The organism is Mesorhizobium sp. B2-4-15 (genome assembly GCF_006658505.1).
Taxonomy (GTDB): Bacteria; Pseudomonadota; Alphaproteobacteria; order Rhizobiales; family Rhizobiaceae; genus Mesorhizobium.
This window is the reverse complement of sequence record NZ_VFUZ01000007.1, coordinates 109,411-132,298: the sequence shown is the minus strand read 5'-3', so window position 1 is coordinate 132,298 and position 22,888 is coordinate 109,411. Positions and strand designations below refer to the sequence as shown.

Here is a 22,888-nt window from a genome sequence, read left to right as displayed (position 1 = left end):
GGAACGCGCGGGGGCCGGAAACATATCCGGCCCCCGCCTGGAATCTCAGCTATCATGCCGGCAGGGCGCCAGACCTCTTGGCCGTCCAGGTGGCGATGTAGTCCATGAGGCCGGGGTTGAGGCAGTCATAGGGTTCGAGCCCGATCGACTTCAGCTGGCCGCGGATGCCGTCCATGCGGCCCGGATCGACACCGGATTCGATGATCGAGGAGACAAAGGCGGTGAAGCCCGGCGGCGACCAGCCGTCCTCCTCGAAGCGCTCGGGGTGGATGAAGGTCAGGCCCTTGAACGGATGATCGCGCTCGACCGGCCCGTGCATGTGGACGCCGCAGCCGGTGCAGGCATGACGCTGGATCAATGCGGCGGGGTCGACCACCTTGAGCTTGTCGCCATTTTCGGCGACGGTGACATCGCCGGTGCCGGCCACGGCCACGACAGAGAACACCGCACCGTCCGGCTTCCAGCATTTGGTGCAGCCGCAGGCGTGGTTGTGGGCGATCTGGCCCTTGACCTTCACCTTCACCGGGTTGCTGGTGCAAAGGCAGATCAGCGTGCCGCCGGCAAAGCTCGCGCTCTCCTTGGGCAGCCCATTGTCGATTTTTGGATGCAGTTTCTCCGCCATTCCATTTCCTCCCGTTTGTGAACCACAGAGGTCGCTGGCCGGTTGGCTGGCGGCGTGTGGCTGGCTTCAGTAAACGACGACGCTTCGGATCGACTTGCCCTCATGCATGAGGTCGAACCCCTTGTTGATGTCCTCGAGCTTCAGCGTGTGGGTGATCATCGGATCGATCTGGATCTTGCCGTCCATGTACCAGTCGACGATTTTGGGCACGTCGGTGCGGCCGCGCGCGCCGCCGAAGGCGGTGCCCATCCAGCTGCGGCCGGTGACCAGCTGGAACGGCCGCGTCGAGATCTCCTGGCCGGCGCCGGCGACGCCGATGACGACCGACTTGCCCCAGCCGCGATGCGAGGCTTCCAGCGCCTGGCGCATCACCTTGGTGTTGCCGGTGCAGTCGAACGTGTAGTCGGCGCCGCCGATCTGGTCGGCACCGCGCTTGGTCATGTTGACGAGGTAAGGCACGATGTCGCCGTCGATCTCCTTCGGATTGACGAAATGCGTCATGCCGAAGCGCTCGCCCCATTCCTTCTTGTCGTTGTTCAGGTCGACGCCGATGATCATGTCGGCGCCGGCAAGCTTCAGGCCCTGGATGACGTTGAGGCCAATGCCGCCGAGACCGAAGACGACGGCGGTGGCGCCTTGCTCGACCTTGGCGGTGTTGATGACCGCACCGATGCCGGTGGTGACGCCGCAGCCGATGTAGCAGATCTTGTCGAAAGGGGCGTCCGGATTGACCTTGGCCACCGCGATCTCGGGAAGCACGGTGAAGTTGGAGAAGGTCGAGCAGCCCATATAGTGGAAGATCTTGTCCTTGCCGATGGAAAAGCGCGACGAGCCGTCCGGCATCAGGCCTTGCCCCTGGGTGGCGCGGATGGCGGTGCAGAGGTTGGTTTTCCTGGACAGGCAGGACGGGCACTGCCGGCATTCGGGCGTATAGAGCGGGATGACATGGTCGCCCTTCCTGACCGAGGTGACGCCCTTGCCGACATCGACCACGACACCGGCGCCTTCGTGGCCCAGAATGGCCGGGAAGATGCCTTCGGGATCGGCGCCCGACAGGGTGAACTCGTCGGTGTGGCAGATGCCGGTCGCCTTGATCTCGACCAGCACCTCGCCGGGCTGAGGACCGTCGAGGTCGACCTCCATGATCTCCAGCGGCTTTCCGGCGGCGACGGCGACAGCGGCGCGCGTTTTCATCAGGCAATTCCTCCAAAGGCGATTTTTGCGCACGCTTTCAGGTTTTGCCTCGACGATCAACTGCTAGCTGGTTGCACACTTGGGCCAGCGTGCAGAATTTTATTCCCTAACCGATTGAAAGGCGGCGATTGACCCACCCGGCTTGACCGCGCCAGCACAGGTCATAAAAGGAACGGCCGACCCGAGGGATATCCGCATGTTCACCAAGATCCTGATCGCCAACCGTGGCGAGATCGCCTGCCGCGTCATCAAGACGGCACGCAAGATGGGCATTGCCACGGTCGCCGTCTATTCCGATGCCGATCGCGACGCGGTGCATGTCGAGATGGCCGACGAAGCGGTGCATATCGGACCGTCGCCGGCGGCGCAGAGCTACCTCGTCCCTGAAAAGATCATCGCAGCCTGTAAGCAGACTGGCGCCCAGGCCGTGCATCCGGGCTATGGCTTCCTGTCCGAGCGAGCGGCCTTCTGCGAAGCCCTGGAGAAAGAAGGCATCGTCTTCATCGGTCCCAAGCCGAAGGCGATCAGGGCGATGGGCGACAAGATCGAATCGAAGAAGTTCGCCAACGCCGCCAAGGTTTCGACGGTTCCGGGCTGGCTCGGCGTGATCGAGAATGCCGACCATGCGGAGAAGATCGCCGGCGAAATCGGCTATCCCGTGATGATCAAGGCCTCGGCCGGTGGTGGCGGCAAGGGCATGCGCATCGCCTGGAACCAGTCGGAAGTGCGCGACGGGTTTGACCGGGCCCGCTCCGAGGCCAAGAGCTCGTTCGGCGACGACCGTGTTTTCATCGAAAAGTTCGTCGTCGACCCGCGCCACATCGAGATCCAGGTGCTGGCCGACGCGCATGGCAACGCGCTCTACCTCGGCGAACGCGAATGTTCGATCCAGCGCCGCAACCAGAAGGTGGCGGAAGAGGCGCCTTCGCCATTCCTCGATGCCAAGACCAGAAAGGCCATGGGCGAGCAGTCGGTGGCGCTGGCCAGGGCCGTCGACTATCAGAGCGCGGGCACGGTCGAGTTCATCGTCGACAAGGACAAGAACTTCTATTTCCTTGAGATGAACACGCGATTGCAGGTCGAGCATCCGGTGACGGAGCTCGTCACCGGCATCGATCTGGTCGAGCAGATGATCCGCGTCGCCGCCGGCGAGAAGCTTGCTTTGAAGCAGAGCGATATCAAGCTGAACGGCTGGGCGGTGGAGAGCCGGCTCTACGCCGAGGATCCCTACCGCAATTTCCTGCCGTCGATCGGCCGGCTGACCCGCTACCGGCCGCCCGAGGAAGGACAGTTCGGCGATGTCGTCGTCCGCAACGACACCGGCGTCACCGAGGGTTCGGAGATCTCGATGTTCTACGATCCGATGCTGGCCAAGCTGTGCACCTGGGCGCCGACGCGGCTCGAAGCCATCGACGCCATGTCGGAAGCGCTCGACAGTTTTGTGGTTGACGGCATCGAGCACAACATTCCGTTCCTGGCGGCGCTGATGCAGCACCCGCGCTGGCGGGAAGGGGCGATATCGACCGGGTTCATCGCCGAGGAATATCCCGATGGTTTTGCGCCCATCGTGCCGAACAGCGAGGAAAAGGCCGTGCTGGCCTCGATCGCGACCGCGGTCGAACTGCTGCGCCGCGACCGGCTCGACCGTTTGGGTGGGCGCCTGGCGCCGCATTCGGGAGCGCTCAAGCGCGACTGGGTGGTTAAGCTCGGCGAGGATTATCTGCCGGCGGCCATCCTCGAAGGCATGATTTCCATTCCGATGGAGATCGACCTGTCGATCGACGGCGGCAAGGCGCTGACCGTTTCGTCCGACTGGCGGCCGGGCGACCTCATCTGGCGCGGCACGGTCGGCAAGCGCCAAGTCACCGCCCAGATCCGGCCGGTTGCAAATGGTCTTCGCATCGCCTGGAAAGGCATGTCGGTGGCCGCGCGGGCGATGCTGCCGCGCACCGCCGAACTGGAAAAACTGATGCCGGAGAAGGTGGCGCCGGACACGTCGAAGCTGCTGCTCTGCCCGATGCCTGGCCTTGTCGTGTCGATCGCCGTCGCCGAGGGCCAGGAGGTCAAGGCCGGCGAGACTTTGGCCGTGGTCGAGGCGATGAAGATGGAAAACGTGCTGCGCGCTGAACGCGACCTTGTCGTGTCGAGACTGAACGCCAAGCCGGGCGACAGCCTGGCTGTCGACGCGGTGATCATGGAATTCGCCTGAGAGACTGAGGCGAGCCGGGCAGGTCGCGGAAGCCTGTGGCTGGTGGTCGTTTGTGCTGGACTGGTATCGCCCGGTCCCGGACAATACATCTCCATCGACTCAAGTTTTACGGGCAGCACGAGAAATCATGGCGGATGAGAGACTTCCACGCGACCCCCTGAAGCGCGAAGCCGCGATTGCGGCCATGCCGCCGAAGGCGCCCGTGCGGCCGTTCGTCCATCTGCGGGTGCATTCGGCCTATTCGCTGCTCGAGGGCGCGCTTCAGCTTGGCAAGATCGTCGGCCATGCGCTGAAAGACGAAGCCCCGGCGATTGCCGTCACCGACACCAACAATCTGTTCGGCGCGCTGGAATTCGCCCAGAAGGCGGTCAAGGACGGCATCCAGCCGATCATCGGCTGCCAGATCGCGCTCGCCTTTTCCGGCGAAAACAGCGACGGCCAGCGCGACCGCCGGCGGCAAGGCCCGGAGATGCGGCCGGTCGTCCTGATCGCGGCGACCGAAGCCGGCTATTCCAATCTGGTCAGGCTTGTCAGCCGCGTCTACCTGGAAACGCCACCCGGCGAAGCCGTGCACCTGACCACCGGGATGCTGGAGGGGCAGGCTGATGGGCTGATCTGCCTCAGCGGCGGACCGCGCGGCCCGATCGGCAGCGCCTTGAAGGAAGATCGCCGCGATCTTGCCGAGACGCGGCTTTTGACGCTCAAGGCGATGTTCGGCGACCGCCTCTATGTCGAACTGGAACGGGTTGCCGGCTACGACCGGATGATCGAACATTCGACGATCGATCTGGCCTATGCGCACGAGCTGCCACTGGTCGCCACCAACGAGGCGTTTTTCTCATCGCGCGACGATTATGAGGCGCATGACGCGCTGATTGCCATTGCCGAAGGCTCGGTCGTCGCCGTCGACACCCGCCGCCGGCTGTCGCCGGACAATTTCCTGCGCAGCCAGACCGACATGTCGCAGCTGTTCGCCGACCTGCCGGAAGCGATCGACAACACAGTCGAAATCGCGCTGCGCTGCTCCTACTACCCAAAGAACCGCAGCCCGATCCTGCCGCGCTTCACCGGCGGCGACAGTGCCGACAAGGACGCGGCCGAAAAGGCCGAGGCCGCGGAACTCGCCCGGCAGGCGCGAGAGGGGCTCGACGCCCGCCTTGCCCTGCATGGACCGACCCCGGGCTACACGGTCGAGCAATATCGCGAGCGGCTCGAATTCGAGCTCGGCATCATCGAGAAGATGAAGTTCCCCGGCTACTTCCTGATCGTTGCCGACTTCATCAAATGGGCCAAGGCACAGGGCATTCCGGTCGGTCCGGGCCGTGGTTCGGGCGCCGGATCGCTGGTCGCCTATTCGACGACCATCACCGACATCGATCCGCTGCGATTCTCCTTGCTGTTCGAGCGCTTCCTCAATCCGGACCGCGTGTCGATGCCCGACTTCGACATCGACTTCTGCCAGGACCGCCGCGAAGAGGTGATCCGTTATGTCCAGCAGAAATACGGCCGCGACCAGGTCGGCCAGATCATCACCTTCGGTACGCTGCAGGCCCGGGCCGTGCTGCGCGACGTCGGCCGCGTGCTGCAGATGCCCTACGGCCAGGTCGACAAGCTGTCCAAGATGGTGCCGCAGAACCCGGCCAATCCGGTCAAGCTCGCCGATGCCATCGCCAACGAGCCACGCTTTGCCGAGGAGGCCGAGAAGGAGCCGATCGTCCAGACGCTGCTCGACATGGCGCAGAAGCTGGAAGGGCTCTACCGTCACGCCTCGACGCACGCCGCTGGCATCGTTATCGGCGACCGGCCGCTGTCGGAGCTGGTGCCGATGTACCGCGATCCGCGCTCGGACATGCCTGTCACCCAGTTCAACATGAAATATGTCGAGCAGGCCGGGCTGGTGAAGTTCGACTTCCTCGGCCTGAAAACGCTGACGGTGCTGGAGACGGCGGTGAAACTGATCCGCCGCCGCGGCATCGACATCGACTTGGCGACAATCCCGCTCGATGATCCCGACACCTACGCCATGCTGTCGCGCGGCGAGGTGGTTGGCGTGTTCCAGGTTGAAAGTGCCGGCATGCGCAAGGCGCTGATCGGCATGCGGCCCGACTGCATCGAGGACATCATCGCGCTGGTCGCGCTCTACCGGCCGGGCCCGATGGAAAATATCCCGACCTACAACGCCAGAAAGCATGGCGAGGAGGAGATGGCCTCGATCCATCCCAAGATCGACCATCTGGTGAAGGAGACGCAAGGCGTCATCGTCTACCAGGAACAGGTCATGCAGATCGCGCAGGAGCTGTCGGGCTATTCGCTCGGCGAAGCCGATCTTCTGCGCCGCGCCATGGGCAAGAAGATCCGCGCCGAGATGGACAAGCAGCGCGAGCGCTTCGTCTCGGGTGCTGTCGAGCGCGGCGTTGCCAAGCCGCAAGCCGACTTCATTTTCGACCTGCTGGCCAAGTTCGCCGATTATGGTTTCAATAAGTCGCACGCCGCCGCCTACGCCGTGGTCTCCTATCAGACGGCCTATCTCAAGGCGCATTACCCGGTCGAGTTCCTGGCGGCATCGATGACGCTCGACATGGGCAACACCGACAAGCTCGCAGACTTCCGGCAGGATGCATTGCGCCTTGGCATCGAGGTGCTGGCGCCGTCCGTTATGACGAGTTTTCGTCCCTTCGAGGTCGGCGAGAACCGCATCTATTATTCGATGGCCGCGCTCAAGGGCGTCGGCGACGCGGCGGTCGAGCATATCGTTGCCGTGCGAGGTGAAAAGCCGTTCAAGAACCTTGCCGATTTCTGCGAACGGGTCGATCCCAAGATCGTCGGCAAGCGCGTCTTCGAAAGCCTGATCATGGCCGGCGCGCTCGACTGCTTCGGCCACGACCGCGCTCAGATGATGGCCGGCGTCGAACGGATGATGGGGCTGGCATCACTTGCCCAGCAGAACGCGGTTTCCGGCCAGGCCGACATTTTCGGCGCTTCGTTGGGCGCACAGTCGCAGGCGCTCAACCTGCCGGCAACGGATCCGTGGCTGGCCGCCGACCGCCTGCACCGCGAATTCCAGGTCGTCGGCTTCTATCTCTCGGCTCATCCGCTCGACGAGTACAAGGCGGCGCTGCAGAAGATGCGGGTGCAGACCTGGGGCGAGTTCTCGGCCGCCGTCAAGCGGGGCGCCACCGCCGGCCGGCTTGCCGGCACGGTGACGACCAAGCAGGAGCGCAAGACACGCACCGGCAACAAAATGGGGGTGGTGCAGTTCTCCGACACGTCGGGACAGTATGAGGCCGTTCTGTTTTCGGAAGGATTGGCCCAGTTTCGCGACTTCCTGGAGCCTGGCCGCTCCGTCGTCATCCAGGTCGCCGCCGAGGACAGGCCCGAGGGCGTCAATTTGCGCATCAACTCCGTGCAATCGCTGGAGGACGAGGCAAGCCGCATCCAGAAGGCGCTGCGCATTTTCGTCAGGAACGAAGGACCGGCGTCGATGATCCAGTCCCAACTCACCCAGCGCGGCGAAAGCCAGGTCAGCATTATCGTGATCAAGGAAGAGGCGCAGGGCGAGATCGAGATTGCCTTGCAGGGCGGCTACCGCGTCTCGCCGCAGATCGCTTCGGCGATGCGCGCGGTGCCGGGCGTGGTCGAAGTGGAACTGGTGTGATCGCCGCCTTTGCCAGGTGACCACGCATCGGGCGGCATCCGCCGCCTATATCACCGTGATCGGCAAGAAGGCTTCGGACAAGGTCACATCAAGAGACCGTTCCGCACCGGCGCGGCTGCGCCAAGAGGCTGGTCGGCCTACGATGCCGCCACTTCAGCCGGCTGTACCGGTTTGCGCTGCAGATTGAGCAGGTTGCCCATCAGGATGAGCAGCGCACCGCCCGCGGTGAAGGCGTCGATCTGTTCGCTATAGAGCAGCCAGCCAACCAGCGCCGACAAGGGGACGCGCAGGAAATCCATGGGTGAAATGACGGTCGCGTCCGCATAGGTGAGCGCGCGGGCCATGCAGAAATGCGACGACATGCCACTGAAGGCGATCAGCAGGATCCACGGCCAGAGTTCAAGCGATGGGTTGCGCCACACATAGAGCGCCGGGATGAGGCCAACGGCGGACTGGATGATCAGCATCCAGAAAATGATGCGCACGACACTGTCGGTGCGCGTCAGCGATTTGACAAGAACCAATGAGGCGCCGAAACAGACCGCGGCGCCCAGCACGACCAGATGTCCGGGATCGACCGCGTCGACGCCGGGACGGACGATGATCACCACGCCGATCAGTCCCAGCACGACCGCCGCAAGCTTGGGGCGGTTCAGCCTTTCGCCAAGGAAGGTCACGGCCAGGATTGCCGTCCAGATCGGCGTCGTGAATTCGATCGAGATCAACACCGCCAGCGGGATCAGCGTCAGCGCGTAGAGCCACGCCGCCTGACCGCTGTAGTGGACGACATTGCGGGCGATATGGGCGAGGGGACGCTGCGTGCGCATCGCCGCAAATCCGCCTGTCGTCATCACCAGCGGCAACAGGATGAAAAAGCCGATCACCGAACGCAGTTCCAGCACCTGGAAGACGTTGAGCTCGGCTGTCGTGGCGCGGCCAGCGACCGACATCGCCAGGAACGAGGCAATCGACAGCGCCATCCAGAACGCGGCCTTGGTGATCGAAGGGGTGGGTGCCATGTCAGCTATCTCGCAGGCGGTGACTGGCGGGGCAATCGCTAGCCGCGCCATTCTTCTGGGCCAGTTGCGGTGGTGCTGGTCCGAAACGGTCGTTTCGCAGACGGAACTTGATGACGGAAGGGGCGTTGAGACGTGGGGTTCACCTGATGGATAACCACCTGACGAGGAGAGGGTCGATGATGTCACCAGCGCGATTTGTGCTTTGCGGGTGCCTGCTGGTCGCTGCCAATGCGGCACATGCCGACGAGGCCAAATTTCTCCAGTCCTTTAAGGGGAATTTCGCCGGCAAGGGGGCTGTCCAGGTGACGACAGAGGCCCCGACCGTCAGCGTTTCCTGCACATTCAAATCGGATTCGACATCATCCTCGTTGTCGCTCGACGGCAACTGCCGCGGCCTTATCCTGGTGAGCCGCGCCATCAGCGCGCATCTGAAAACCAGTGGCACCAGATACAGCGGCGTCTATGTGGGATCGCGCACTGGTCCGGCGCAGCTCAACGGCAGCCGCTCCGGCAATGCGATCAATCTCGCCATCCGCTGGGCCAAGCCCGTCAATGGCAACAGCGTTTCGCAATTGACCGTGGAGAAAAAAGGCACCGACGGCATTCTGTTGACCGTCACCGACCACGATCCCAAAACCGGCAAGAACGTGGTGACCAGTCGCATCGATCTGAAGCGCACCTGACGGGTGCATTGATATTCAGGTGATGTCTGGGCTGAATCTCTATACCGGATATCCGATATCCAGCGTCAGTCCTCGAGCGGCTCCGGCGGGTGGGCATCGCGGCCCCTGCCGAACGTATAGCCGGTTTCCACCGCCTTGCGCCCGAACTTGTCGCGTAGCGCATCGATGGCGCCTTCAGCCATGGCGCGCTTGCGCGACTGGATGTCGACGAGGTCTGGCGGGTCGGCCTTGTCGTCGTCGGAAAGGTCGCTGACGCCGATGCCGAGCAGCCGGTATTTCGTTCCGTCAGCTTCCCGGCGCAAAAGGTCCACGCCGGTCGAAAAGATGCGGTCCGCGAGCCTCGTCGGGTCTCCGAGCTGGCGGTTGCGGGTGCGCAGCTTGAAATCCTGGGTCTTCAGTTTCAGCACTACGGTGCGCCCGGCGATGCCTGACTTTTTCAGCCGCGCCGAGACCTTTTCCGAAAGACCCCTCAGCACCGAGACCAGTTCTTCGAATGACGCGATGTCGGTGTCGAAGGTGGTTTCGGCCGATACGCTCTTGGCGTCCTGGTCAGGGTCGACGCGGCGGACGTCCTCTCCGCGCGAAAGCCGGTAGAGCCGGTCACCCATTGAACCATAGCGGCGCATCAAGTCGCCGCGCTCCATCCTTTGAAGCTGGCCAATGGTGCGGATGCCGTCGCGCTCCAGCGTGGCGTTGAACGCCTTGCCGACGCCCCAGATCATGGTCACCGGCTGCGGCGCCAGGAAGCCGACCGCCTCGGCCTCGCCGATGACCGAGAAGCCGCGCGGCTTGCGGAAATCCGACGCGATCTTGGCGAGGAACTTGCAGTAGGAGAGGCCGGCTGAAACCGTGATGCCGATCTCCGTCTCGACCGCCTGCGCAAAGCGCGCCAGCACCACCGCCGGCGGCAGACCGTGCAACCGCTCGGTGCCGGCGAGATCGAGAAATGCCTCGTCGATCGACAGCGGCTCGACCAATGGCGTCAGCGCCTGCATCATTGCGCGCACTTCGCGGCCGACATGCACATATTTTTCCATGTTGGGCGGGATCACGACGGCCTCGGGGCAGGCTTCGAGCGCCTTGAACATCGGCATGGCGGAGCGCACGCCCCTGATACGGGCGATGTAGCATGCGGTGGAGACGACCCCGCGCTTGCCGCCGCCTATGATCAGCGGCTTGTCCTTGAACGCCGGGTTGTCGCGCTTTTCGATCGCCGCGTAGAAGGCATCGCAGTCAATATGGGCCAGATGCAGCCGGTAAAGCTCCGGATGGCGGGCAAGGCGGGGGCTGCCGCAGCGCTCGCAGCGGCGCGTTTCACTGCGCTGAAACGTCAGGCAGTCACGACAAAAACCGTGATCAGGATTGTTGACAGGGGCCGCCATCGCTGCGAACATAAAGAGAACAGGGGCAATGGTACGACAGTGCAGGGCCAGCGACAAGCTTGGCCTGGGGAGAACATATGAGCACGACCATAGTACCGCTGACGCCTGAGCTCTGGCCTGAATTCGAGGACCTTTTCGGCAAGCAGGGCGCCTGTTACGGCTGCTGGTGCACGCATTTCCGGCTGGCGCCGGCGGCGCGGCGCGAGAGCAGCCGCGAACGCAACAAGGACCACATCAAGGCGCGCATCGAAGCTGGTCCACCGCCCGGCCTGCTGGCCGTCGAGGATGGGAAGGCGGTTGGCTGGATGCAGATCGGACCGCGCGCCGACGTGCCCGAATGGAACAACAAGGGCAGGGGCTCGGCACCGATCGATCCCGCCGACGCTTCTGATCCGGCCGTTTGGGCGATCTCCTGCTTTTTCATCCGAGCCAAGGCGCGGGGATGGGGCATTACGCATCGCCTCGTTGAAGGCGGCATCGATTTCGCCCGCAGAAGCGGGGCACGCCTTGTCGAGGCCTGCCCGATCGACCTGTCCCGCGATTCGCGCTCCATCGGGCTGTTCGTCGGCTCGTCGCGCGTGTTCGAAAAGGCCGGGTTCGAGAGGCTCGTCGAGCGGAAGGCCGGCCGGCCATTGATGCGACTGGTGCTGGGCGCCTGAACATCGCTGTCTTGCAGTTGTGATTGTATTTCCCTACCAGAAGTACGAACAGATTTTTGCCTTTCGACCAAACGGAGAGTTCCCGTGACCCGTATGTTGCCAGTTGCCATTACCGCGCTCCTGCTCAGCGCGCCCGCTTTCGGCCAGACCGTCGACAGCCAGGGCGCGAAGCAATTGTCCGATGACCTGTCCCGCTATGTTGGCAAGCAGGCGCTCGACAAGAGCATCCTGAAGGTTTCGGTCGAAGGCAACGCCTACAAGATCGTGTTTGATTTCAAGGCTCTGGCCGGGACATTTCCCGACCAGAAGCTGGTGAAATTCGACTTTGCGCCCTACGCCCTGCTGGTCAAGCCGCGCAGTGACGGATCCTGGGATGTCTCGATGGATTTTTCGCAAAGCGCATCTTTCGAGTTCAACGGGCCCGAGGGGCTGCAAAGCACACAGTTTTCAATCAAGGACGGCAAGGGTTCCGGCGTCTACGATCCGAAACTGGCCGCCTTTACCAGCGGCGCCAGCTCGATCGCGAGCATGACGATGGCATCGAAGGACGCCAAGCAGCAGATCGATATGAGCGCTGGCGCGGGCACCGCGACTCTGTCCGCGACCAAGGCGGCCAATGGCGGCGTCGATTTCACGACATCGCAAAAGATTTCGAGCTTCGTCGAAGCGATAAAATACAATGATCCCGAGAGCGGGCTGAATTTTCCGGTCACGATAAGGTCGCCGGAATTGTCGGTGGAAGCCAGTGGCAAGGGCGTGCAGACCAAGCCGCTGCTCGACCTCCTGGCATTTGCCGTGGCCAATGAAGACGAGAAGACGCTGAAGGCAAACCAGGCGCAACTCAAGTCGCTTCTGCTCGCCGCGCTTCCGGTGTGGGAGCGCATCGATGGCACTTATGGCTTCAAGGATTTCGCGGTCGACAGCCCGATCGGCACTTTCGGGGCGACCCAGCTCAGCGCCGTGTTCGGTACCGACGGCGTCTCCCAGAACGGCAAGATCAGCTATGGCATCAAGGCTTCAGGGCTGACCGTGCCGCAGCAGCTTTTGCCAAGCTGGAGCGTGGCGCTGCTGCCCACCGATATCGACCTGAACTTCGGCGGCGCGAACATCGATCTCGACAGCATGGCGAAGAAGGCTATCGAAGCCTTTGATCTCAATCACAAACCGCCGTTGTCGGCGGAATTCGGCGACCAGCTCAAGGCCGACTTCCTGGCCAAGACGCCGAAGGTCGTTATCGGTCACAGCACCGTCAAGAACAAAGACATGGAGATCGCGCTGGAAGGCGAGATGACAAGCTTCGGCCAGAAACCCGACGCGAGTCTCACTGTCGATGTCGCCGGCTTCGACAAGATCATGGCGCATCTGCAGGAGGCGGCAAAGGCGCAGCCGGAGATCGGGCAGTATGTGCCTGTCGCTCTCATGGCGAAGGGTTTTGCCAAAACGCTGCCGGATGGCAAGTTGGAGTGGGTTATCAACACCAAGGCTGACGGCTCGGTCGCTGTCAACGGTGTCATGCTGAAGCCTGCCGATCCCGCAGTGGACGATAGCGTCGATGACGGTAACGGCGCGGACGATGGCAACGGCGACGATAGTGGCGGTAGCGATAATGGCGGTAACGACAATGGCGGATCAGGAGCGAAACTGAACCCTTGAGGGTTCAGCCCTCGATCCCGAAACCAAAGTCACTTTTGGGCGATTTGCCTTAGAACCCCAGCGCGCCCGCGATCTTCGGCCCGGCTTCGCGCCAGTCCTGGACGACGATGACGTCGCCCGGGACTGGCGGCAGGAACGCACGTAGCGAATTGTCGGCCATCAGGTGGAAAAGATTTGCGTCGGCGACCGATTCCCGCACCGACGCCAGATTGTGCGGCTGATCGTCGACGAAAACCACCGGCCGGCTGCTACGGCCGCGCAGCCTCGCCACCGCTGGTCCCTTGGCCATTTCAGTGGTCAGCAGCGGATAGTTTAGCCCCAGGGCATCGAGATGGGCCCGGCGCACGGCGCGATGCTTGTGCGGCATGGCCGTCAGCATGATGATCTCGGCGTTGTCGCCAAGTCTTGCCAGGGCTTCCACGGCACCGTCGGTGATGCTCTGCCAATCGGCTTGCGCATCGAAGAAATCGCCCAGAAGTGCCGTGACTTCCGGCTGTTCGATCAGGCGGCCGCTGGCTGTTTCGGCGATATTGCCGGTCAGCCTGAAGGACGCCAGTGTCAGGCCATAACCGCGCGCCTTGAGGAAGTGCGGAAAGGGGCGGATGAATTCGAGCACGACGTCGTCGACGTCGAGCACCAGCAGCGGCCGGTCGTCGGCCGCCAGCTCCTCGATCTGGCGCGCGGTCTCCGGATCATCGCTCATATCGAACGCTCATGGTTGTCGTCGCCGAGCGGCAAGGCGCGCAACGCCTTGCCGACGGCCGCCGGCGGCGTACCGGTTTCCTCGGCAAAGCGCATCAGGGTCGGCTCGTGGGCGAGAATGAACTGCAGGACGCCGGCCAGGAATCCCGGCTCGCCGGCGGCCCTGCGGATCGAATGCGCCTCTATTCCGGTGATCGCCAGAAAACGCGGCAACAGCTCCGGATCGGTGGCAACGAAACCCAGCGCCTTCACGGCAAGGGTTTCCGCCTCTTCGCGCATTGACGCCGCGTTTGCCATCACTACCTTCGGTATGCGGAATGAGTCTCTTCCGCAGTAATGGCAAGAGTTGTTTGCGGCAAGCTTTACAACGCGGCGCGCCTTTTCGACGCGCGGGAAGACGGGGTGGAAATCGCGCTGCTTTGCAGCCATAGGTTTCCGTTTCGTCAATCATATTGCCGTATAGTGAAGCAGGGTTTGGTGCGCTCGAGGAAGAACGCATGACGGCCGCCTTCGAGCGGAGGGCGACCGGGACGGGATGTCGATGCCGAAGAAGGTCATGATCGTCGAGGACAATGAGCTCAATATGAAGCTCTTTCGGGACCTCATCGAAGCAAGTGGATACGAGACGGTGCGCACCCGCAATGGTTTGGAGGCGCTCGACCTTGCCCGCCAGCATCGGCCGGATCTCATCCTGATGGACATCCAGTTGCCCGAAGTGTCGGGTCTGGAGGTGACCAAATGGCTGAAGGAAGACGACGACCTGCATGTCATCCCGGTCATCGCGGTGACTGCCTTCGCGATGAAAGGGGACGAGGAACGCATCCGCCAGGGCGGCTGCGAGGCCTATATCTCAAAGCCGATCTCGGTGCCGCGTTTCATCGAAACCATCAAATCCTATCTGGGCGATGCCTGATGTGCCTTTCCAGCCGAGCCGGAGCCTTGTGAAATGACCGCGCGGATCCTCGTCGTCGACGACATCCCTGCCAATGTGAGGCTGCTGGAGGTTCGGCTGCTGGCCGAATATTTCGAGGTGCTGACCGCCACCAACGGGCTTGACGCGATCGAGACCTGCGAAAACGGCAAGGTCGACGTGGTGTTGCTGGATGTTATGATGCCCGACATGGATGGGTTCGAGGTCTGCCGGCGGCTGAAGAGCGATCCGGCGACATCGCACATCCCGGTGGTGATGATCACCGCGCTCGACCAGGTGTCCGACCGCGTGCGCGGGCTGGAAGCCGGCGCCGACGACTTCCTGACCAAGCCCGTGAACGACCTGCAGCTGATGACGCGGGTCAAGAGCCTGGTCAGGTTGAAGTCTCTGACCGACGAGCTCAGGCTGCGCGCTTCGACGACCCGCAACATCGGAATCGAAGAGTTGCTCAGCCGCAATTTCGCATCCGAGGACACGACGCCAAAAGTGCTTTTGATCGACGAGCGCAAATCGTCGGTCGAGCGCATCGAGAAGATGCTGCGCGACCGTGCCGACCTCGACGTCACCAGCGATCCACACGCCGGTTTCTTCCAGGCCGCCGAGACACCCTACGAATGCGTGATGATCTCGACGGCCTTCGCCGATTTCGATCCGCTCAGGCTCTGCTCGCAATTGCGCTCGCTCGACCGAACCCGTTTCGTGCCGATCATTCTCCTGGCGGAGGAGGGCGAGGAGGAGCGCATCATCCGCGGCCTCGAACTCGGCATCAACGACTATCTGATGCGGCCGATCGACCAGCAGGAACTGACGGCACGGCTGCGCACCCAGGTGCGCCGCAAGCGCTACAATGACCAATTGCGCGCCAGCGTCACCCAAACCATCGAGATGGCGGTAACGGACGGCCTGACCGGGCTGCATAACCGCCGCTATCTCGACAGCCATCTGCAGACGCTGTTCGACCGCGCCGTGGCGCGGCGCCGGCCGTTGTCGGTGATGATCACCGATCTTGACCGCTTCAAGTCCATCAATGACGCGCATGGCCACGATGGCGGTGACGAGGTGCTGCGGGAATTCGCGCGGCGGCTGCGCAAGAATGTTCGCGGCATCGACCTTGCCTGCCGTTTCGGCGGCGAAGAGTTCGTGGTGGTCATGCCGGACACCGATGGCGCGGTGGCCGAGAAGGTGGCCGAACGCATCCGTGCCGAGATCGCCCAGAAGCCGTTTGCCCTCGGTGCCGATGGCAAGACCATCGAGGTCACCGTCAGTGTTGGCGTGTCGTCGGTACTGAAGGGCGTGGATACGGTGGCGGCGCTGATGAAGCGTGCCGATCTCGCGCTCTATGAAGCCAAGAGTGGCGGCCGCAACCGCGTCGTCGCCAAAGCGGCGTAACGGCCCAGGCTCGATTATCCATGCGCTCCCGACAGGGTTACCCGTTTACCTTAATCCAAGCGATTCGCGAGCCTTGGTTAAGAAAGTGTTGATTTTCATAAGCTCTTGCGCAAGTGTGCTGGTCAAGACGAAGCCGGCACGAGGGTAGATAGCCGGCTCGATCTCTCGAATACCCCATGATGCTCAGGTCCGCCGCATCTCCTGGGTCCGTGGGGTCGGCCGGCCGGCGCTGGCACATAGTGGCCTCCTCGTACCGCTGCCAAACGCCGACCGGCCCCCTTTGTTTCAAAACGGACTCAAGACTCTGTACCAAGCCCGAAATATCAGGGGCTTTTTCATGCGCGGAAAATCTGAATAACGCTTCCTGAACTATGGCGACTTCAACCGATAAGGCTGTTTGCCACTCGCCGACCGTGCCTCTCGCAGACATTCGATGGCCTCCTGACAAGCGATTGACAGGGGCCTTCTTCTGTGTAGAAATTGGTTGGACCATTGAACCACTTGGAATTGATGTGGACCAGAACAGCCTGCCACCCATTCAGACGACGGCGCGCGACGACGCCGTGCTGAAGGCTTTGGTGGGCTTTGTGCGTGCCGAAGCCCTGCAGCCCGGCGAGCGGCTGCCGACGGAGCGTATTCTGGCCGAGCGGCTGAAGGTCAGCCGCAACACGGTGCGCGAGGCACTGACGCGGTGGGAAGGGCTCGGTCTCGTCGAGCGCCGGCAAGGCAGTGGCACCTACCTCAAGGCGGCTGTGTCTCCTGACATGCTGCACATGCCGCTGACGCTGGCGGGCGGCAACGATTTCACCAGCCTGATGCAGACTCTGGAAATCCGCCGTGCGCTGGAAGCTGAGGCGGCGGCCCTTTGCGCCGAGCGCGCGAGCCAAGCCGATATCGCCGAGATCGAACGCAAGCTCGACATCATGGAACAGGCGTTTCGCACCCGTGACGGCATGTCGTCGGAAGAGGATTGGGAATTCCACCAGGCGATCTACAGGGTTTCGGGCAATCCGCTGTTCGAACAGATCATCGCCGCTATGCACGAACTGTTCCACCGCTTCTGGGAGCATCCGCTCGGCGTGCGCGACTTCGGCCACGCCAGCTTTCCCTACCACCGCACCATCTACGAATTTATCGCCGCGCGTGACCCGCAAGGCGCGCGCGCCGAGGCGCTCAAGCTGATCGCCACCGTCGAGGACGACCTCAAGCGCGGTGCGGCCAAACTCAAACTTCCGAGCCAGACATGAACGAGCATCCGACCGGTTTCGACCACGACTATCTTGCCGAGGCGGCGACGCTTCTGGCGCATGACGAACCGTTCCCTGGTGGCGCGGTGGTGCCGCCGATCTACCAGACGTCGCTGTTCACCTTCGCCAACTATGCCGAAATGGCGGATACGTTTGCCGGCAAACGAAAGCAGCCGATCTATTCGCGCGGCGACAACCCGACGGTGATGGAGTTCGAGGCGCGCGTGGCCGCGCTCGAGGGCGCCGAGGCCGCGCGCGGCTTTTCAAGTGGCATGGCTGCGATCAGCGCTACCGTGCTTGCCTTCGTCGGCGCCGGCGAGCGCATCGTTGCGGTCCGCAATTGCTATGGCGACGCCTACCGCCTTTTCGAGCGGCTTCTGCCGCGCCTCAATATCAAGGTCGACTATGTCGACGGTTCCTATCCCGATGCGGTCGCGGCGGCACTTCCCGGCGCCAAGCTGCTCTATCTGGAAAGCCCGACCTCGATGATGTTCGAGCTGCAGGACCTGCCACACCTGACCCGCCTGGCCAGGGAGCAGGGCATCGTCACCACCATCGACAATTCCTGGGCGACGCCGGTTTTCCAGAAGCCGATCTCGCACGGCGTCGATCTCGTGCTGCACTCGGCCTCGAAATATCTCGGCGGCCATAGCGACACCGTCGCCGGCGTAGTGGCGGGTTCGGCCGCGCACATCAAGCATATCAACGAGCAGACGTACTCCTATCTCGGCGGCAAGCTGTCGCCGTTCGAGGCCTGGCTGCTGTTGCGTGGACTGCGGACGCTGCCGTTGCGTTTGCCGCATCATATGAAGAGCGGGCTCACAATCGCCGAGCGGCTGAAGGCGCATGGCAATGTCGAGCGGGTCAACCATCCCGCCTATTCGAACCATCCCGGCAAAGCGACGCTTGCCGGCTATGCCGGCCTGTTCTCTTTCCAGGTGACGGACGATATCGACATCCCGGTTTTCGTCGATGCGATGAAATATTTCCGCATCGGCGTCAGTTGGGGCGGGCACGAGAGCCTGGTCGTGCCGGCCAAGGCGTCGCTGGAGCAGACGCCAGGACTGAATTCGATGGCGCGCTTCGGCGTCAGCCCCCGAACCATCCGCTTCAATGTCGGATTGGAAAGTGTCGAGGACCTCTGGGCCGATATCGCCCAGGCCTTCGAAAAAGCCAGAAAATAACAAGCAGGTTCAAAATGGGAGTCTTGAACATGAAAAAACTGACCGTCATGCTTGCCACCGTTGCGGGGCTGGCGATTTCCGCCGGGAGCGCGCTGGCCGATTCGACCCTCAAGATGGTCGAAGTCATCACCAGCCCGCCGCGCACCGAGTTCCTGAAAAAGCAGATCGCCGAGTTCGAAGCCGCCAATCCCGGCGTCAAGATCGAACTGGTGTCGTTGCCCTGGGGACAGGCCTTCGAGAAATTCCTGACCATGGTGCAGGCCGGCGACACGCCCGACGTGGTCGAGATGCCGGAGCGCTGGATGGGCCTTTATGCCAACAATGCCCAGCTCGAGGATCTCGGGCCCTATATGGCCAAATGGGCTGATGCCAAGACGCTCGGCGAGCGCGCCAAGCAGTTCGGCTCGACGGTCAACAACACCCAGTTCATGATCCCTTACGGCTATTATGTGAACGCGCTGTTCTGGAACAAGAAGCTGTTCAAGCAAGCCGGCCTCGACGGCCCCCCGGCCACGCTCGATGAGTTCGTCGCCGACTCCAAGAAGATCTCCGCCATCCCAGGCAAATATGGCTACTGCCTGCGCGGCGGCCCCGGTGCCTTCAACGGCATGCACATGTTCATGAACATTGCGGCCGGGAAGGGCGGCTATTTCAACGACGACGGCACCTCGACCATCAACGAGGAGGGGTCGGTCAAGGGCCTGCAAATGCTGGCCGACATGTACAAGCAGGGTCTGGCGCCAAAGGATTCGGTAAGCTGGGGTTTCAACGAAACCGTCACCGGCTTCTATTCCGGCACCTGCGCCATGCTCAACCAGGATCCGGACGCGCTGCTCGGCATCGCCGACAAGATGAGCGCCGACGACTTCGCCGTGGCGCCGCTGCCGGTCGGACCAAGCGGCAAATCCTATCCGACGCTCGGCTACGCCGGTTGGGCGATGTTCGCCAACTCGCAGCACAAGGACGACGCCTGGAAGCTGATGGCGACGCTGCTTTCGCCGAAAGACAATCTGGAATGGGCCAAGGAAGTCGGTGTCATCCCGATCCACAACGGCGCCGACCAGGACGCGCATTTCAAGACCGAGCAGTTCAAGGGCTGGTTCACGGAACTGAGCGACAGCTCCAAATATGAAATGGTGACGCCGCCGACGCATCTGGAAAACCTCGGCAATTTCGTCGACCAGGTGGCGATCAAGAACTTCCAGGAAGTCTTGCTTGGCCAGAAGACGGCCAAGGAAGTCGCCGACCAGTGGGCAGCGTTCCTGACCAAGGAACAGCAGGATTGGATGGCTAAGAACAAGAAGTGACGTCCTTCTTCCTTCTCCCCATTTCACGGGGAGAAGGTGTCACAAGGTGACGGATGAGGGGCGGCGCCATCCTCTCGTAGGTTCGCGCAGCCCCTCATCTGCCTGCCGGCATCTTCTCCCCGTCAACGGGGAGAAGGAAGCTGTTGCCATGTCGCACCAATCTTCCACTGCGAGCGCCAATGACCTATGCCGTCTCCGAAATACGATCCGCCGGCCGGCCGCGAAAGAAGCGGCTTTCCTATGCGGCGTTCGAGCCCTGGCTCTATCTCAGCCCGGCGATCATCCTGCTGGTCGTGGTGCTGCTCGTGCCGCTGGTCATCGGCATCAGCTATTCCTTCCGCAAATTCTCGGCCTTCAAGTCGGAATATGTCGGGCTCGGGCAGTATCAGGCGATGCTGTCGGACCAGGTACTTGGACAGGCGCTGGTCAACACGCTGTGGTGGACGGTCGCAAGCCTGTTCTTCCAGTTCTTCCTCGGCCTTGGCCTGGCGCTGCTGCTCGACAAGCCGTTCTTGGGCCGCAAGATCGTGCAGGCTCTGGTGTTCCTGCCCTGGGCGGTGCCGTCCTTCCTGTCGGGCCTGACCTGGGCCTGGTTGTTCAACCCGATCATCGGTCCGTTGCCGCACTGGCTGTTTGCATTGGGGCTGAAGGCCGAGCCGACCAACGTACTCTCCGATCCGGCCACAGCGATGTGGGGGCCGATCGTCGCCAATATCTGGTTCGGCATTCCGTTCTTTGCCATCACGCTTCTGGCGGCGCTGAAGTCGATTCCTTCGGAACTGCATGAGGCGGCGGCGATCGACGGCGCTTCGCCATGGCAACGCTTCACCAAGGTGACGCTGCCATTTCTGGCGCCGACCATCGCCATTACGGTGATGCTGCGCACCATCTGGATCGCCACCTTCGCCGACCTGATCTTCGTCATGACCGAGGGCGGGCCGGCCGGCTCGACCAACACGGTGCCGGTCTACATCTATGTCAGTGCGTTCAAGTCGCTGGACAAGGGCTATGCCTCGGCGGTGGCCGTTCTGCTGCTCGTCCTGCTCATCGCCTATGCGATTGCGCTGATCGCCATCCGCCGCTCGCTGGTGAGGCACGTCTGATGATCGCAGGGCGCTCAACCTCGCAACGCTTCTTCGGCGGCATCGGCCTTTATGCGGCCATCGCTGCTTATGTGATCTTCGCCTTGTTTCCGATCTACTGGACGCTGAAGATCTCGGTCACCCCGGAGCGGCTGCTCTATTCCGAAGGCGTCACGTTCTGGCCGTCTCACGTGACGTTACAGAACTTCGTCACCGTGCTCGAGGCGACCGATTTTCCACGCTATTTCCTCAACAGCGTCATCGTCTCGGTGTCGACGGCGGCATTGGTGACGGTCATAGCCACGCTCGCCGGCTACGCCTTGTCGCGTTTCACCTTTCGCGGCAAGGCGGCATTAGCTCTCTTGTTGCTGCTGACCCAGACCTTTCCGCTGGTGATGGTCATTCCGCCGATCTACCGCGTGATGGGTCAGATCGGCCTGATCAACAGCCTGACCGGGCTGATCATCATCTACACCGCCTTCAACACCGCCTTCGCCACCTTCCTCATGCAGTCCTTCTTCGACGGCATCCCGAAGGATCTGGAAGAGGCGGCGATGATCGACGGCTGCACGCGGGCTCAAGCCATGCGCCGCGTGATCGTGCCGCTGACGCTGCCCGGCATGGGCGCCACGCTGGGCTTTGTCTTCACTGCCGCCTGGAGCGAACTTCTGTTCGCGCTGATGCTGATTTCCAGCGACGACCAGAAAACCTTCGCCGTCGGCCTGCTCACCTTCATCGGCAAGTTCGCCGTCGACTGGGGGCAGATGATGGCGGCATCCATCCTGGCGCTGATCCCGGTCTGCATCTTCTTCGCTTTCCTGCAACGCTATCTCGTCACCGGCCTGACCGCCGGCGCCGTCAAAGGATAGATCGATGGCTTCTGTTACGCTTGAAAAGGTCCGCAAGGACTATGGTGCCGTTCGTGTCCTGCACGCCGTCGATCTTGAAATCGCCGATGGCGAATTCGTGGTGCTGGTCGGCCCGTCCGGTTGCGGCAAGTCCACGCTTTTGCGCATGATCGCCGGGCTTGAGGAAGCCTCCGGCGGAGAGATCCGCATCGGCGAGCGGGTGGTCAACGACGTGGCGCCGAAGGATCGCGACATCGCCATGGTGTTCCAGTCCTATGCGCTCTATCCGCATATGGACGTGTCGAAGAACATGGGCTTCAGCCTCATGCTGAGGAAGGCCGAGAAGCCCGCCATCGATGCCCGCGTCGACGGCGCGGCCAAACGGCTCGGCCTGGACAGTTTCCTGCAACGCCTGCCCAGGCAACTATCGGGCGGCCAGCGCCAGCGCGTCGCCATGGGCCGCGCCATCGTACGTGACCCCAAAGTGTTCCTGTTCGACGAGCCGCTGTCGAACCTCGATGCCAAGCTGCGCGTGCACATGCGCGCCGAGATCAAGGCGCTGCACCAGCAGCTGAAAACCACTTCCGTCTACGTCACGCACGACCAGATCGAGGCCATGACCATGGCCGACCGCATCGTCGTCATGCATGACGGGCTGATCCAGCAGGTCGGCGCGCCGCTCGATCTCTACGACCGGCCGGCCAATATGTTCGTTGCCGGCTTCATCGGCTCGCCCGGCATGAATTTCCTGCCGGCGACGGTTCGCAAGGGCGATGTATTGGAGGCGGTGCTGTCGGATGGCCAGTCGCTAAAACTGCCGGACGGCTTACCGCTCAAGGAGGGTGATACGATCACCGTCGGCCTGCGGCCCGAGCATATCCGGCTGGCCGGTGACGGTGCGCTGCAAGGCGAGGTGGGGGTGGTGGAGCCGCTCGGTCTGTCGACGCAGTTCTATGTCAAACTGGCCGGCCAGCAGCTCTGCGTCTTCGCCATGGGCCGCGCCGGGGTGAAGCCTGGCGACGTTGTGCGTCTGGCGGCCGATCCGGCGTCGCTGCACCTGTTCGACCCGAAAAGCGGCGATCGCATCGGGTGAGGGACTCAGCCTGCCGGCTGAACAAAAAA

19 protein-coding genes are annotated in these 22,888 nt (G+C 62.6%); 13 read left to right on the top strand and 6 right to left on the bottom strand.

Annotated elements, in window-relative coordinates; translation table 11 throughout:
* Window positions 1-52: 52 nt before the first annotated feature.
* Together gfa and FJ930_RS10900 are read right to left on the bottom strand one after the other, a co-directional pair.
* Window positions 53-622: an S-(hydroxymethyl)glutathione synthase gene (gfa, locus tag FJ930_RS10905; RefSeq protein ID WP_140741220.1), complete on the bottom strand. Its 570-nt coding sequence runs from the start codon at window positions 620-622 to the stop codon at window positions 53-55.
* Between the two features lie 66 nt (window positions 623-688).
* Window positions 689-1,816: an S-(hydroxymethyl)glutathione dehydrogenase/class III alcohol dehydrogenase gene (locus tag FJ930_RS10900; RefSeq protein WP_140693774.1), complete on the bottom strand. Its 1,128-nt coding sequence runs from the start codon at window positions 1,814-1,816 to the stop codon at window positions 689-691.
* Window positions 1,817-2,012: 196 nt separating this feature from the next.
* On the opposite strand from FJ930_RS10900, the gene FJ930_RS10895 reads away from it, so the two are divergent.
* The gene (locus tag FJ930_RS10895; RefSeq protein ID WP_141837490.1) at window positions 2,013-4,025 is read left to right on the top strand and encodes an acetyl/propionyl/methylcrotonyl-CoA carboxylase subunit alpha; all 2,013 of its coding nucleotides are present in this window, start codon (window positions 2,013-2,015) and stop codon (window positions 4,023-4,025) included.
* A 184-nt stretch (window positions 4,026-4,209) separates the two neighbouring features.
* A complete protein-coding gene (gene dnaE / locus FJ930_RS10890; protein WP_181763350.1) occupies window positions 4,210-7,680 on the top strand; it encodes a DNA polymerase III subunit alpha in 3,471 nt (1,156 codons plus the stop codon).
* Between the two features lie 137 nt (window positions 7,681-7,817).
* Here dnaE and FJ930_RS10885 read toward each other — a convergent pair whose 3' ends face one another.
* Entirely contained in the window at window positions 7,818-8,699 is an 882-nt protein-coding gene (locus tag FJ930_RS10885) for a DMT family transporter (RefSeq protein ID WP_140741226.1), read from the bottom strand.
* Between the two features lie 176 nt (window positions 8,700-8,875).
* Between FJ930_RS10885 and FJ930_RS10880 the strand changes: the two genes are divergently transcribed.
* On the top strand, window positions 8,876-9,382 hold the full coding sequence (locus FJ930_RS10880; protein ID WP_140741228.1) for a hypothetical protein: 507 nt from the start codon (window positions 8,876-8,878) through the stop codon (window positions 9,380-9,382).
* A 65-nt stretch (window positions 9,383-9,447) separates the two neighbouring features.
* Here the strand turns inward: FJ930_RS10880 and FJ930_RS10875 are convergent, their stop codons facing one another.
* A complete protein-coding gene (locus FJ930_RS10875) occupies window positions 9,448-10,776 on the bottom strand; it encodes a DNA polymerase IV (protein ID WP_141837486.1) in 1,329 nt (442 codons plus the stop codon).
* A gap of 65 nt (window positions 10,777-10,841) precedes the next feature.
* On the opposite strand from FJ930_RS10875, the gene FJ930_RS10870 reads away from it, so the two are divergent.
* Window positions 10,842-11,423 carry a GNAT family N-acetyltransferase gene (locus FJ930_RS10870; protein ID WP_141837484.1) on the top strand — a complete coding sequence of 194 codons (582 nt, stop codon included), beginning with the start codon at window positions 10,842-10,844 and terminating at the stop codon, window positions 11,421-11,423.
* Window positions 11,424-11,516: 93 nt separating this feature from the next.
* Complete coding sequence (locus tag FJ930_RS10865) at window positions 11,517-13,076, top strand: hypothetical protein (RefSeq protein WP_141837676.1); 1,560 nt, start codon at window positions 11,517-11,519, stop codon at window positions 13,074-13,076.
* A gap of 49 nt (window positions 13,077-13,125) precedes the next feature.
* On the opposite strand, the gene FJ930_RS10860 is transcribed toward FJ930_RS10865, so the two are convergent.
* Window positions 13,126-13,779: a hypothetical protein gene (locus FJ930_RS10860; protein ID WP_141837482.1), complete on the bottom strand. Its 654-nt coding sequence runs from the start codon at window positions 13,777-13,779 to the stop codon at window positions 13,126-13,128.
* Entirely contained in the window at window positions 13,776-14,075 is a 300-nt protein-coding gene (locus FJ930_RS10855) for a DUF3572 domain-containing protein (protein ID WP_141837480.1), read from the bottom strand. The genes FJ930_RS10860 and FJ930_RS10855 overlap by 4 nt, the downstream gene beginning before the upstream one ends.
* A gap of 244 nt (window positions 14,076-14,319) precedes the next feature.
* On the opposite strand from FJ930_RS10855, the gene FJ930_RS10850 reads away from it, so the two are divergent.
* The 8 genes from FJ930_RS10850 (at window position 14,320) to ugpC (ending at window position 22,859) form a co-directional block, all read left to right on the top strand.
* On the top strand, window positions 14,320-14,691 hold the full coding sequence (locus tag FJ930_RS10850; RefSeq protein WP_006334976.1) for a response regulator: 372 nt from the start codon (window positions 14,320-14,322) through the stop codon (window positions 14,689-14,691).
* A 33-nt stretch (window positions 14,692-14,724) separates the two neighbouring features.
* Window positions 14,725-16,098: a PleD family two-component system response regulator gene (locus FJ930_RS10845; protein ID WP_141837478.1), complete on the top strand. Its 1,374-nt coding sequence runs from the start codon at window positions 14,725-14,727 to the stop codon at window positions 16,096-16,098.
* A gap of 512 nt (window positions 16,099-16,610) precedes the next feature.
* On the top strand, window positions 16,611-17,345 hold the full coding sequence (locus tag FJ930_RS10835) for a FadR/GntR family transcriptional regulator (RefSeq protein ID WP_141837476.1): 735 nt from the start codon (window positions 16,611-16,613) through the stop codon (window positions 17,343-17,345).
* On the top strand, window positions 17,342-18,529 hold the full coding sequence (locus tag FJ930_RS10830) for a PLP-dependent transferase (RefSeq protein WP_141837474.1): 1,188 nt from the start codon (window positions 17,342-17,344) through the stop codon (window positions 18,527-18,529). The genes FJ930_RS10835 and FJ930_RS10830 overlap by 4 nt, the downstream gene beginning before the upstream one ends.
* 29 nt (window positions 18,530-18,558) lie before the next feature.
* The gene (locus FJ930_RS10825) at window positions 18,559-19,836 is read left to right on the top strand and encodes a sugar ABC transporter substrate-binding protein (RefSeq protein WP_141837472.1); all 1,278 of its coding nucleotides are present in this window, start codon (window positions 18,559-18,561) and stop codon (window positions 19,834-19,836) included.
* A gap of 179 nt (window positions 19,837-20,015) precedes the next feature.
* Window positions 20,016-20,939: a sugar ABC transporter permease gene (locus tag FJ930_RS10820; protein ID WP_141837470.1), complete on the top strand. Its 924-nt coding sequence runs from the start codon at window positions 20,016-20,018 to the stop codon at window positions 20,937-20,939.
* Entirely contained in the window at window positions 20,939-21,787 is an 849-nt protein-coding gene (locus FJ930_RS10815) for a carbohydrate ABC transporter permease (RefSeq protein ID WP_141837468.1), read from the top strand. The genes FJ930_RS10820 and FJ930_RS10815 overlap by 1 nt, the downstream gene beginning before the upstream one ends.
* Before the next feature lie 4 nt (window positions 21,788-21,791).
* On the top strand, window positions 21,792-22,859 hold the full coding sequence (gene ugpC / locus FJ930_RS10810) for a sn-glycerol-3-phosphate ABC transporter ATP-binding protein UgpC (protein WP_141837466.1): 1,068 nt from the start codon (window positions 21,792-21,794) through the stop codon (window positions 22,857-22,859).
* Window positions 22,860-22,888 lie beyond the last annotated feature (29 nt).